The organism is Acidobacteriota bacterium (assembly GCA_040754075.1).
GTDB lineage: Bacteria > Acidobacteriota > Blastocatellia > UBA7656 > UBA7656 > JBFMDH01.
Genome location: JBFMDH010000023.1, coordinates 46,429 through 59,306 on the forward strand (window position 1 = coordinate 46,429; position 12,878 = coordinate 59,306).

The window sequence follows — 12,878 nt, forward strand, 5'->3', positions numbered from 1 at the left end:
GTCTCGACAACCGCCCCAAGGCTAATATGAACGGCGATGGTCAAACCGGTTATTCTCGTCATCTTGATTTTTATTACAGCGGATGTCTGCGGTTATAAACGCGCAGGGCAAGGCAACAGTTTGCCGAAAGACATCAAAATTCTGGCTGTCCCGATATTTCAAAATTCCAGTTTGAAATATCGCGTCGAAGGTCGTTTTACCAATGCGGTAATTGAAGAAATTCTTAAACGCGCCCGCGCTTTAAAAGTCACCACGACCACCGAAGATGCCGATGCAACGCTCACCGGCGACATTCGCGCCTTTCGCGCGCGTGGCACCATTCTCGACCAACAGGGGCGCACCCGCGTCTGGAATGTTCGCATCATCATCAGCGTGACGGTGCGCGATAATTTGCGGCGAAAAATTCTTTATCAAAACCCGCGCCTGACCTTTGAAAGCGAATATGAACTCTCGGACGACCCCGACTCGTTTTTCAACGAAGAGAATGCTGCGGTTGACCGCATCGCCAAAGATTTCGCGCAAACCATTGTCTCGACGATTATGGAAGGAAAGTGAAACTGAAAGGCAAAAGGCAAAAGGCAAAAGGCAAAAGGCAAAAGGGTAATCACCTTTCCACTTTTACTTTTTAACTTTTGCCTTTTGCCTTCACGAATGTGAATGGCAACCGGCAGAACCAAGAAAAAAATTGACGGCATCAGTTATGACGACCTGCGCAAACAGATAAAAGCCGGGCATCTCGAATCGCTTTATCTGTTTGTTGGCGAAGAAGACTATTTTCAAGACCGCGCCGTTACGCTTTTGAAAAATTCGCTTGATGAAGGCATGCGGCTGTTCAATTTCAATTCCTTCACGGTCGGCGAATCCGTAGGCGGCAATCGCACAACCATCACCCAGGCTATCGACAATGCCAATCAATTGCCGATGATGGCAAATCGCCGCATCACCATCATTCGCGAGTTCGATAAGCTCAAAGAAGAGGAACTCGATTTCGTCCTCGATTATTTGAAACACCCGTCGCCCACCACAACTGTGGTGTTTCGCGCTGTGTCCTTAGACCAGCGGCGCAAAATTACCGCCGCGCTGATGAAATCCTGTACAGTTGTCACCTTTGACAAACTCACCGATGCCGAGGCATCGCGCAAAGCCGAAGAGTATCTGCGCTGGCGAGGTTGTCGAATCGAACCGGCGGCGCTCAGTCACCTGATCAATCTTGTGGGAACCCACATGGGGCGACTGGTCAACGAACTGGAAAAACTGGCGGCTTATGCCGAAGGCGGCTTCATTAACAATGCGGCGATTCAGGAACTCGTGCCGCGCGCCCGCGAACATTCCAGCTTTGAACTCTGGGACGCGATTATGGATCGCGACCGCAAACGTGGACTTAGATTGATGCACCGTTTGCTGGATGATAAAACCGAACCGCTGGCGATTGTCGGCGCGCTTGGCGGACTCTATCGCCGTATGCTTTCGGCAAAAGATTTGATTGCCCGTCACGCGGCGTTTGAGGATGTCGCTAAAGCCACAGGGCAATATGGGGTACGGGCGAAAGAGTTCATTACCAAACTCAATCGCATGTCGCGTGACAGTATCGTTTATGGAATTCGGCGGATTGCCCAGGTCGATTTGGCAATCAAGAGTTCGGAAGCGACGCCAAGATTACAACTTGAATTTTTAATTGCAGAACTGACGATGCCTGAAAAGAGTCGAATGATTTAGCAATCGGGCGTTTATCAACACACAAAAAGAGAACGACAAAAAATTCATATCGTTCTCTTCAGGTTGAAATATTGAAATGATATTGGCGCGAAACTACGCCGAGAGTTTGTTGACGCTGGCGGTCAGGCGCGATTTGTGACGGGCTGCCGCATTTTTATGAAGCACGCCTTTTTGCACCGATTTATCAATCACTGAAACCGCTTCGGTCAGCGCAGATTTGGCATTTGCGGCATCGCCGGATGCAAGCGCGGTGCGGAGTTTCTTAATTTCGGTGCGCAGCGCGCTGCGGTTGCGGCTGTTGACTTCATTTTTGCGCTCGGTTTGACGCATGCGCTTCACTGCTGATTTATGGTTTGCCATTCTCTAATTGTCTCCTACTAATATGTTAATAATTTTATAATCGAAAAAGATGTTCAGAATAACTTTTTGGCTCAAACTATGTCAAGTCTAATGCCATTTGCTTTTATGTCGCGAGTTGCGATTGACATGGCTTTTCCGAATAAGTAAGTATTGCATCGCAACGTCCCGATTTCCGGTTTTTCAATAATGCCATGAATGAATATGTAACAGACTCCGAACGCGACCGGCGCGTCCTTGAGCTTTATGAAAAGATTCTCGAAATCGAGCAGCGGCTCATCCCGACGGGTCTGCACATTTTCGGACAGGCGGCAGAAAATCGCGAACTCCTTGACCTGCTTAAAATGGTTGCTTCGTTCAATCGCCCCGAACTCGGCATTTGTTCACTTACGGATTTAATTTGCCAAGGATTGAATCTTGCCGATTATTCAACGCTCATCAAAGAAAGCCCAGCCAGTAAACAACGCCTGAGCGAACGCGAACAGGTCGAAGCGATTTTGCACGAGGCAATCAAATGCTTTGTCGAATCGGACGCAGCAACCGCCAGCGATTTTTTAGTTGAACGCGCTAAGGTTCAAATTGATGATTCGCAACCGGTATTCAGGTTTCTCGAAAATCTACAAAATCAACTTGCTGAAAATCACGAAACCCCTGCATTAATGCGGGCGCTCAACGGTGAATACATCGAACCCGGACCCGGCGCAGACATTATTCAAAATCCCTTGATACTACCGACCGGTCGCAACACGCACGCCGTTAATCCTTACACCGTCCCTTCGCCTGTGGCATTTGAACGCGCCCGACCGGTTGCCGAATCCTTGCTTGAACGTCACCGGCAAATCTCCGGGCGATTTCCCGAAACCATCGCGATGGTGTTGTGGGGCATTGACAACATCAAGACCGAAGGCGAAGCCGTCGCGCAGGCGCTGTGGCTGATGGGCGTGCGCCCTGAGCGCGATTCGCTCAATCGTGTAACTGATATTGAGGTCATTCCGCTCGCAGAACTCAATCGTCCGCGCATTGACATCGTGATGACGAGTTCCGGCATTTTCCGCGATTTATTTGGCGCAACGATTGAGGTGTTAGACCGCGCCGCGCGTCGCGTTGCCGCGCTTGATGAACCCGAATCATTGAATTTCATTCGCAAGCACATCAATGAACAGATGGCGGCAAGCGATTTCACTTTTGATGAAGCGGTGGTGCGAGTCTTCTCGAATGCGGCGGGCAATTACGGAACCAATGTCAATTTCATGGTGTTGGACAGTCAGTGGGAAGACAGCCGCGAACTCGGCGATTTGTTCGTCACCCGAAAATGTTTTGCTTACGGGCGCGATTCACGCGGGCGCAGTTTTGATGGTCGCGAAGCCAAACGCTTGCTTGAACGGGCGCTCGCGCGCGTTGAAGTGAGTTACCAGAACATTGATACAACCGAAGTCGGCATCACCGACGTTGACCATTATTTTGAATATCTCGGCGGCGTCTCGAAAGCCGTAGAAAAACAGGCGGGCGCAAAGCCTCTGATATATCTTTCCGATACCCTCTCGCCCGCGGCAAAGGTGCGAACTCTGGAAGAAACCATTCGCCTGGAAACCCGCACCAAAGCATTAAATCCGAAATGGTATGAAGGCATGTTGCGACACGGTTTCAGCGGCGTTGCCGAAATCGAACATCAGGTAACCAATACCTTCGGGTGGTCTGCGACTGCCGATGCGGTTGATGATTGGATTTATGATGCGGTAGCCGAAACCTTCGTTTTAGATGAAGCGATGCTTGAGCGGTTGCGCGCGCTCAATCCGCATTCGACGCGCACCATGGTCGGCAGACTTCTTGAAGCCGCGGGTCGGGGCTTCTGGAAAGCCGAACAATCCGTACTTGAGAAATTACAAAATGCTTTTGGTGAAATCGAAGATCAACTCGAAGGAGTCGGCGCATGAAAATCACCGTTTTGTATGTCGGCAACAGTTTACTTGCGCCGCTCAAACGCGCCGAAAAACAGATTAATCGCGAATACAAACTCGATTTGCAAATCGCGGCGGTAAACTGCGGAATCACCCTTAATGAAGATGAATGGACAATCGTCAAACGTGACCTGCAAGAATCAAGCATCGTTTTTATTATTCACATCACCGACGATGCCAACGCCCGACTCATTCAATCCGAACTACAGAACGCCGCTCAGCGAACCGTCATCGCTTTCAACTGTATGCCCGATTTGATGCGCCTGACGCGAATGGGCAAACTTGATTTCGCGTCGCTGATGAAAGCCAATAATATTAATGGCGCAACCGACGAATCACTCACTGACAAAGCAGCTTCAAGTCAAAATCTGATTCGCAAACTCGCTTCGTGGATGGCGGACACCTTCAAATCGCGAAAAAACGGCAATCCAACAAACGGCAAATCGAAAGCCGCCAATCACGGGCAATACGTCAAACTGATTGGCAAACTGCCGCTGATTTTAAAATTCATTCCGGGCGCGGGAAAAATCCGCGACATTAAAAACTACCTTTATCTGTTCTGTTATTTTCTGCAACCGACACCCGCAAACATTCGCTCGATGGTGCTCTATGCGATTAAACATTATGCGGAAGTCTGGAGTCTGGAGTCTGGAGTCTGGAGTCACACTTCAAAAGATAACAATCGTGAACTCAGTGAAAATCTGCTGAAAAGAATCAAGGTTGATGCGCCGGAAAATTTACCGGCGGTTGGCATCTATCATCCCGATGCCGAAAAACTCTTTGAAAGCTACGCGGCTTATCAAAAATGGTACGAGCGCAAACATCATCGCAAGCTGGAAAAATCCCAGACCATCGGTTTGTTGTTGATGCGCCCGCAAATCATCAGTGATGCGCGCCATCATTACGACGCCTTGATTCGCGCGATTGAAAGCCAAGGCTTGAGCGTCATTCCGGCGATTTCGACATTTATGGATAACCGCGACGCCTGCCGCGAATTTTTCATCGAAGCCCAACCCGATGAGAAGGCAAAAGGCAAAAGGCAAAAGGCAAAAGGCAAAGATGACGAGCCTTTATCTACAATTTCACCTCTTCACCTCTTCACCTCTTCACCTCTTCATCAATCAACGGCAAGGGTTAATCAGATCGTATCGCTCACCGGTTTCAGTTTTGTCGGCGGTCCGGCGATGAACGATAGCGAGGCGGCGGTGGATTTTCTCAAAGATTTAAATGTGCCGTTTCGGTCGATGGTGTCGCTCGATTTTCAAAGCATTGAAAACTGGCAACAGAGCAAACTCGGCATCAATCCTGTGCAAACCGCCATGCAGGTCGCGCTTCCCGAACTCGACGGCGCAACCGAACCATTTGTCTTTGGTGGCTTGCGACAAGATGCCAGTCAACCGGAACCGATTGGTGAACGTTGCCAACGCATTGCGCAGAGACTGGCGCGCTGGAATCGTTTGCAAAATGTTACGAACGCCGAAAAGCGCCTGGCTTTTATGCTCTTTTGTTTTCCACCCAGTAAAGGCAACATCGGCACCGCCGCTGACCTCGATGTCATGGCAAGTGTGTTGGAAATTTTGCGAAGATTAAAAGCCGAAGGTTATGCGCTTGATCTGCCGGAAAATGCAAACCAGTTGCGCGACCGGATTTTGCAGGGCAATGCCGATGACTATGGGATGCTCGCCAATGTCGCCTATCGAATGAGCGTCGATGAATATCGCAGGTTGTGTCCGTATGTCGCGGATATTGAAAAAGAGTGGGGACGCGCGCCGGGCAATATCAATGCCAACGGGCGCGAAGTCTTAATCTCAGGCGTTGAGCTTGGAAACATTTTTATCGGGGTGCAGCCGACATTCGGTTATGAAGGCGACCCGATGCGAATGCTTGCGGCAGAAAGCGGCGCACCGCATCACGGGTTTATGGGGCTTTATACATTTGTTGAAAAAGTATTCAAAGCCGATGCCGTCATTCATGTTGGCACTCACGGGGCGCTCGAATTTATGCCCGGAAAACAGGCAGGGCTTTCAGAGGCTTGCTGGCCCGACCGGTTGATTGGCGAATTGCCGAACATTTATTTATACAGCGTCAACAACCCTTCGGAAGGCACGATTGCCAAACGCCGCTCTTATGCCGAGTTGATTTCTTATCTCACCCCGCCGATTGAAAACGCCGGACTCTATAAAGAGCTGGTTTCGATGAAAGAGTTGTTGACGGCTTATCGTCGGGCGACTGGTGAAAACGAACGCGCGCAACTGTTCGCAGCCATTCAGGAAAAAGCTCAACATTTGAATTTATAGAAAAAGGGCGTTGCGATTGCCCTGTTCCGCATGCAATTTATCGGCTTACCGTTTTTCTCAGGATTTCAAGCAGATTTTCTCTGGTTTTTTGAGATAGATGTTCATAGAAATATTTTACGACTTCATCATTTACCCGACGGGTTTTCAACCGTTCAAGCATCGACCGGGCTTGTCTTGGTTGAATGCTGCGGAAAATCCCTTCGAGTTGCCTCAAACGCTTTCCATACCCTGCAACATCATTCTGATTAAAGCGTTGCTTCAGTAGCGGCAACAGTTGGGCATCATGGTAATCCCAATGTATGTCAACATCGAGCGTTGAGGTGGGCAAAGGTTTGACAACCCATTGCTTGCGAATCCAATCTTCACTCATTGCCTCTCCACGAATATGTTTTTTGATATAGTAAAAACGAATGTCTTCTTCTTCTTTCTCTTTCATTCCATCAGCGAACCAATCTTCGACAATGGATGCCTGCTGTTCGGGGTTATAATCATCCCAAAATTTATATTCGGTTTTGTCGTAAGCATAGGCATTGGGGGTGAGCGCCTGTGACCACATCGAACTAAAAACATAATCCCAGGAGCGTTTTGAATGTTCGCCCTGCCAGACATGGGTCAATTCATGAATGAGCAATTCTTTATCTTCTTGCCTATAACTCATGCCGGTGTAACCGTCGCCCGAATGGATAACATATTTTCCCAGACTTGAAGAGACATTAAAAAAAATGGTCGCGGGCATACTGGTTGGCATGGTAAATGGTCTATCGCTCATGCCAAGCCCATCGCTAATTAAAACCTTGTCGTAAGGAATGGTATTTTTAAAAACGGTTATCGCCAGGGCTTTTTCTTTCTGCCCTAAATGGCGTACTGCACTAACTGCTTTCATCGAAATCCCTCCTGTTTGGCAACTAACCTGCGCCTTAATTGCGATACCCTTATGTTGACCTTTTGTAAAATCGTTCGGCAACTAACATATGTACTTACCTTGTTGACTCTACATTTTCATCATCAACACACGATAATCCTCGCGTTCCTGATGGGAATCTATGAGGAGGTATAATTGAAATCCACATAGCTGGCATCAATCCGCTCGATATTTTGCTTTTTGGAAATTTTTATAATTTTGACCTGATTGAATGATAATGTCCAGCGGTTTTCCGTCCCATTTTTTTGTACGCCAACCCGCATATGAAATTGCGCGTTTTTCAAACTTGACTGAAATAGTGTCTTCTCTTTCGAGGTAGGTTTCCAGCTAAAGGTCAGGGGTTTGGGTTTATCGGGTTTGGCTTTCGTAGTATTTTCAAATTGCGAGGTAACACCCGTAAATGTACCGTCAGGGCAATCACCGGAATTTTTCAGTTCTTGCCCTTCCCATACACCGATGGAATGAAGTTCATCCACTACCCAACTGCCTCCGCCTTTTTTCTGGTTGAGAACATAGGCATCCAATTTAAATGACATTTTCCCTTCCTCCTTGTTGATTGCCGCTCACCCAAAAATCTCTGAACGCCAGCGCATCCAATTTCCGAAACCTGAGCCAACCCGTCGGTTTCGACAACACGCTAAGAGAGTTTGCCGGGTTAATCGACTGGCGCGTATCTTTGCTGAAGTAATTTCGCATTGTGATTTTTTGTCGAAATGATCGTCAGGATTAAACTGAGCAAGGAAAACAGCGCAAAACCAATCATCATAAATGCGCAAATCACCAATCGCTGATTGAGTTCCTCGCCTTGCGGGGTTCTGCCTTCGGGCATTGCCAGAAAAATCGCGGCTGCGCCGCCCAGCGATAAAAGCGTCGCCGTCAGGCATAGCGCAGGAACCCGCCAAGGGCTGCGCTTTTTCCCGCCTGTGCCCGCCCCGAATGCCAAAAGTCCCAACAAAATCGCACTGAACAAAGCCAGGACGAAGGCGCCGCCAACCAAGAGGTCGCGCCATTCATAGACTTCGGAAACCGTGCCGCCGAGCATTAACGAACAACCCATAAAACCGGCAAAAAACAGTAGAAACAAAATTCCTAAGCCAATCCGCATCGCTTTTTCTCCTTTGCCGCGCTTCCTGTCGCGTTAAACGATTCGCTCTTTATTTGAGAAAATGCTGCTTTAATAACTTCCCGGATTATTCATAAAAGTGGGATTGCCATCCAACCAGGCATAAAATTGTTTGCCCTCGTCGCTAAATAAAAACCACAAAGCATATGCCCCCAGCATGGTTCCAAGAGGTAAAATCAATAACAAAATGAGGGATGCAATGATTGCCCAGCCGCGCGCTCGTGGTCGTTGTTTAAACATTCGCCAGGCTGCCATTGCCGTTGGCACAATACAAATCGCGCCGAGCACACCGTAAAAAAGCACCGTGAAGATGGCTCCTGCCACGCCGATAACCGCCTGTTTTTGCTCTCCGCTCTCTTCGGCAAGAGCAATTCCAAGAATCACAAAGACGCCGACGCTCACCGCCATCAGCAATAAAAATGTAACGGTGAAGATTGCCGCAAAAATCGCAAAGCCGATTGCCAGCATCTTGTTATGTTCAGGTGGGGTCATGGTTGCTATTTATAAATCACTTTTCCGTATATCCGCTACAAATCAAGGTCAGTTCTTCCCGATTGTCGCGCATATAGAGACTTTCAACGCCGACGTCGGTGAAGGTGTAAGTGGTTCGGGATAAGAATTGTCCGCTGTCGGCGTAGCGATCGCGGGTTAAAATAACTTCAAAAAAACCGAGACCCCGGTTGCGCAATTGCGCGAACATATTTATACGGGTCGAATGTTTATCGGGCTTTCGATAGACCGTTAACCGGGTAATGCGCACCGTTCCTTTGATACTATCTTTCAACAAAAACCCCTCGCCAACCTCAAACACCAAATCCGCACCGCTATTCCAGTATTTTTTGATTGTCAGAGTATTTTTGTTCACCTACTGCGCCTTTCAATCAGCAGCCGGTTTTATATCAATCCGCTTTAGGGGTTCATCAGATTCGCCCAACGTTTGGGAATAAAGTTGTCGCTTCTGCGCCGGAACATCGAAGCCCAATTGGCATCCTGAAATCCTGCGTCCCAGAACATCAGGTGATGATCGCGCAAAGGGCTTGAAGTCGGCTCACAACCGTACATCCGCCCAATCAAGTGCGGCAGAATAAACTCCGGCTCGATGACGCCATCTTCGATGACGCAATTCGTGTCATCCCAGAAAAGCGTCAGATTGCGATTATTGACCTCTTCGGTAGGCACGAAATAGACGTTGAAATCCGCCCGTCCGTCGCGCTTGGTAATAAATAATTTTCTCCAGATGCTCTTTCCGATAATCGTGCCTTCGTCGCTAAACCTTTGATTTTTTTTGTTCACGCTTTCGACCAGCACATCACCGAGGTCAATATCGACTTTTACGTCATCAATCCACCCCAACTCAAAAACGAGATTGGTCTGATGGGTAAAAATCGTGTTCAATTCATCGACGACAGTTTGGGCTTTATCAAATGAGTGAGTGGTTTTATCGCCTCTTCGGTCTTCTACGAAATGAAAACTGATGCGTTGCCGTTTGGGTCGTTTCACCGCTACTTCAAGCGTCGCTTCCAATGACCTCGTGGCAATATCGATGACTTCGATGCGCGTCGGCGGACCCGGACTTTCGCCCTTTATATCAAAAAAACCGCCGCCGGAATCACTGATGGAGGCGATGCGCGGGTTGACACTGCGGACGATTTTTCCCGCGCCAAATTCCAGAAGCAAGGTTTTGATTTCCCGATGACCGACCATAAACCATGGCGGCGCGGCATTTTTATCCAACCCCCATTTATTCTCTAATCCAAGGGTTGGCTCTTTCCATTGTGGTTTTAAAGACATTTTAATCCCCCTGGCTAAAGGCTGTGACATTAGGTTGCGTTATATTTCTTTATGGACCATTTTTTTACGCTGGGTATCAAACTTACCGTAGAATAATTGCGGTCTTACAAGCCGTATCTTCGTTTGTAGCAAAGGCGGGGTGCCACCAACAGGCGTTGGGGTTTCACGCACCGAACTAAATTCGGAGGTAATTCTCAGCATCTGGGTCATCCGGTTCCCGGAATAGACGCTAATCGCAAAAGTAAGCTCAAAAAGCACCAACGTGTTGTCGCGTAAACCGACTAATTTTACTCCGAGGAAATCTTTGGTTGGCGGAATATAAAAGATGATATTTTTATGCATTCGGGCTTGCTCAAATTCGGAGGAGATGCTGATTTCATCGGTTGATTTTAGATTAATCATTCGGTTGGCTCCGCCTTCCACTTCAAAAGAATGGACAGGAATATCCCATCGTTCAACCGGTATCTTTTGCTGCTCTCTGATAATAATATGTAGGTCAGACACATATTTCATTTTTTTGATAACCACCCTTTCTTACCTGCAAACATAATCTCAACTCCTGTCTACTAATTTTGAAAAACCATGTACCATCTGCCTCTTCAATAAGCTTCTCCCATCATCACAGGACGGCTGAAAATCGTTAGGGGTTCCGTTGGTCAACTGTGCGGTTGCGCCATAAACTTGCAGCAGAAAGCCCGCTTGCCGATCAGCCACCTTCCTCAAGTTGCTGAAGGTGTGTCTATCTCAAATTTCAGGTCTTTTTCCCAGCGATTCCGCTTTATCAAACTCTTGGCGGCAATGCCTACGCATCCTTTCGCACATAAGTGGCAATCGGGTGAAAATCATGTCGCAAAATTTTTCGTTTTTAGGGGATGGTGCGCGCAGGTTGGTGGTAATTTCAGGCAGGCTGAAATTCTAATGGAAAGTTGAGGTCAGGGTGGAAGCAACAGAGGAGGCAACAAATCACAATTCGCCTCTTCTGTTGCTACGGAAAGATCAATCGTTGTTCATTACCCATCAGTTGCCAACCGGCAACGATTTTTTTAATCCGAAATACTGGGCTTCGGCAAAGACCGCAACCAGCATTGCCTGCGCAATGATAAAGCCATAACCCAGAGCCGTCGGCGCAACCCAGTTGGTAAACAACAGTAAAATACTGTCGATTGCCCAGAGCGCATTGCCTGAAATAATCGCCCAGATAATCGGTCGTTGCAGGTGCTGCCGGGTTGCCAGATAGATGAGTAAGGCGGCAAAGGGCAACAAACTCAGCCCGGCATAACGCAACAATCCAACCGGCACGCCGAGTAATTGATTTAACGAATCGGCAAACAGCAGCATCACCAGTCCGGTTGTCCCGCTGATTGCCGCGTCAGCAAATAAAACTTTCCTTAAAAAATTCGATTGATTTGCAATAGCCATAATCATTCTCTCCTTTCGCTTTTGGTTTTTAAGATTTAGCAGGCGCTGGCAGTTGATCGAAAAATCCGGTGATGGATTGCAACCGGCCATCTTCCGCCAGCACGCCAAAATCCGTTCCTTTGACAATCGGTTCAGCGCCCTCTGCACCTAAAGCCCAGGTAAACCGCAATTGATTATGATGAGTATCCACTTCGCTGGTTCGATTGAATCGGTGCCCCGGAAATTTTTCCTGAACCCCTTGCACCATTGTCTGAATGCCCGCATGCCCTTCACCATTTAAGACCGGGTCAACATAACTGGCGTTTTCATCCCAAATTCGCGCGATGAGGTCATCGCGACGCGCGGCATCCGGCTCATTCCACATGGCGATATAGCCATCAATTAATTCGGTTAAATTATTCATTACACCCTCCGTTTCTTTTTTGACGCTCGGTAAATTTCATCACCTTGCGGTGACGGTGAGCATAGTGACAGGTTTGAGAATTTGAAATCAATTACCTCAGAGGTAAGATTTCAGCTTTCCCGCGTTCGGTTTTCAATTTTTACCGACCATCAGGCAATTTGCTTGGCGATGATTCGATTTGGTCAGTTTTTTCGCGTTATTGGATAGGCGGCTGCTTAGTGGAGCGACCGTTGAGAAGTTTTCAAGACCTAAAATTATAGGACATCAAATAGATATTCTATGTCAGAAAGGATGCTGCTATGACAATGAAACCTGTCCTGCATAGTTTTGCCTATTGTCTCGATTTCCTGCGTGAGCAGGTCGCCGACCTTAACCCGGCTGATATGATTGCCCAACCCAATAACCTACCCAATCACCCGGCATGGGTCATCGGTCATCTCACCTATGCCTGTCAACTGTTGGGCAGCGCCATCGGGCTAACTGAATGGTTGCCGACTGATTGGGGCAAGCGTTTCGGTACGGGCAGTGTGCCGATGGCTGATGCCCGCCTTTATGAAACGAAAGACGAAGCTTTGGCAATCCTTGGTGAAGCCCAGGAAAGAATCCATCACGCAGTCGAGCAAATGGAGGATTCGCAATTGGATGAAGTCTTCCCCGTGGAATCGTATCGCGATGTATTTCCAACTATCCGTCACGCGATAACCCAGGTGCTGGTCGGACACGCCGCCAATCACGTTGGACAACTCACCATCTGGCGTCGGGCGATGGGCTTGCCGGCAATGAAGCGACCATTTGAATAACCGCCCGGCAAGTGGGTGGCTTTTTTGATTTTGCATCGCTTTTAACGGATTTGCGTCTATAGAAAACGAGGTAAGTTTTTTCAATGCTTGCC

The 12,878-nt window shown here is 48.2% G+C and carries 15 protein-coding genes; 5 read left to right on the forward strand and 10 right to left on the reverse strand.

Annotated elements, in window-relative coordinates:
• Window positions 1–36 precede the first annotated feature (36 nt).
• Both lptE and holA read left to right on the forward strand, forming a co-directional pair.
• Complete coding sequence (gene lptE, locus AB1757_21580; GenBank protein ID MEW6129646.1) at window positions 37–555, forward strand: LPS assembly lipoprotein LptE; 519 nt, start codon at window positions 37–39, stop codon at window positions 553–555.
• A gap of 102 nt (window positions 556–657) precedes the next feature.
• Window positions 658–1,716, forward strand: a complete 1,059-nt coding sequence (gene holA, locus AB1757_21585; protein ID MEW6129647.1) for a DNA polymerase III subunit delta — start codon at window positions 658–660, stop codon at window positions 1,714–1,716.
• A 93-nt stretch (window positions 1,717–1,809) separates the two neighbouring features.
• Here the strand turns inward: holA and rpsT are convergent, their stop codons facing one another.
• Window positions 1,810–2,076: a 30S ribosomal protein S20 gene (rpsT, locus tag AB1757_21590; GenBank protein MEW6129648.1), complete on the reverse strand. Its 267-nt coding sequence runs from the start codon at window positions 2,074–2,076 to the stop codon at window positions 1,810–1,812.
• A 191-nt stretch (window positions 2,077–2,267) separates the two neighbouring features.
• On the opposite strand from rpsT, the gene AB1757_21595 reads away from it, so the two are divergent.
• Both AB1757_21595 and AB1757_21600 read left to right on the forward strand, forming a co-directional pair.
• On the forward strand, window positions 2,268–4,007 hold the full coding sequence (locus AB1757_21595) for a cobaltochelatase subunit CobN (protein ID MEW6129649.1): 1,740 nt from the start codon (window positions 2,268–2,270) through the stop codon (window positions 4,005–4,007).
• Entirely contained in the window at window positions 4,004–6,328 is a 2,325-nt protein-coding gene (locus AB1757_21600) for a cobaltochelatase subunit CobN (protein ID MEW6129650.1), read from the forward strand. Before AB1757_21595 ends, AB1757_21600 begins: the two co-directional genes overlap by 4 nt.
• A gap of 37 nt (window positions 6,329–6,365) precedes the next feature.
• Here AB1757_21600 and AB1757_21605 read toward each other — a convergent pair whose 3' ends face one another.
• The 9 genes from AB1757_21605 to AB1757_21645 all read right to left on the reverse strand — a co-directional run bounded on the left by AB1757_21605 (window position 6,366) and on the right by AB1757_21645 (window position 11,986).
• On the reverse strand, window positions 6,366–7,211 hold the full coding sequence (locus tag AB1757_21605; GenBank protein ID MEW6129651.1) for a hypothetical protein: 846 nt from the start codon (window positions 7,209–7,211) through the stop codon (window positions 6,366–6,368).
• Between the two features lie 158 nt (window positions 7,212–7,369).
• Entirely contained in the window at window positions 7,370–7,786 is a 417-nt protein-coding gene (locus tag AB1757_21610) for a hypothetical protein (GenBank protein ID MEW6129652.1), read from the reverse strand.
• Between the two features lie 119 nt (window positions 7,787–7,905).
• Window positions 7,906–8,355, reverse strand: coding sequence for a hypothetical protein (locus AB1757_21615; protein ID MEW6129653.1), 450 nt, complete (start codon window positions 8,353–8,355; stop codon window positions 7,906–7,908).
• A gap of 69 nt (window positions 8,356–8,424) precedes the next feature.
• The gene (locus AB1757_21620; protein MEW6129654.1) at window positions 8,425–8,865 is read right to left on the reverse strand and encodes a hypothetical protein; all 441 of its coding nucleotides are present in this window, start codon (window positions 8,863–8,865) and stop codon (window positions 8,425–8,427) included.
• A gap of 16 nt (window positions 8,866–8,881) precedes the next feature.
• Complete coding sequence (locus AB1757_21625; protein ID MEW6129655.1) at window positions 8,882–9,238, reverse strand: hypothetical protein; 357 nt, start codon at window positions 9,236–9,238, stop codon at window positions 8,882–8,884.
• Window positions 9,239–9,282: 44 nt separating this feature from the next.
• The gene (locus tag AB1757_21630) at window positions 9,283–10,164 is read right to left on the reverse strand and encodes a hypothetical protein (GenBank protein ID MEW6129656.1); all 882 of its coding nucleotides are present in this window, start codon (window positions 10,162–10,164) and stop codon (window positions 9,283–9,285) included.
• A gap of 39 nt (window positions 10,165–10,203) precedes the next feature.
• Entirely contained in the window at window positions 10,204–10,692 is a 489-nt protein-coding gene (locus AB1757_21635; protein MEW6129657.1) for a hypothetical protein, read from the reverse strand.
• A gap of 489 nt (window positions 10,693–11,181) precedes the next feature.
• Complete coding sequence (locus AB1757_21640; GenBank protein ID MEW6129658.1) at window positions 11,182–11,583, reverse strand: hypothetical protein; 402 nt, start codon at window positions 11,581–11,583, stop codon at window positions 11,182–11,184.
• Window positions 11,584–11,611: 28 nt separating this feature from the next.
• Window positions 11,612–11,986 (reverse strand): nuclear transport factor 2 family protein, encoded by a 375-nt coding sequence (locus AB1757_21645; GenBank protein MEW6129659.1) that lies wholly within the window; start codon window positions 11,984–11,986, stop codon window positions 11,612–11,614.
• Window positions 11,987–12,285: 299 nt separating this feature from the next.
• On the opposite strand from AB1757_21645, the gene AB1757_21650 reads away from it, so the two are divergent.
• Window positions 12,286–12,786 (forward strand): DinB family protein, encoded by a 501-nt coding sequence (locus AB1757_21650; GenBank protein MEW6129660.1) that lies wholly within the window; start codon window positions 12,286–12,288, stop codon window positions 12,784–12,786.
• Window positions 12,787–12,878 lie beyond the last annotated feature (92 nt).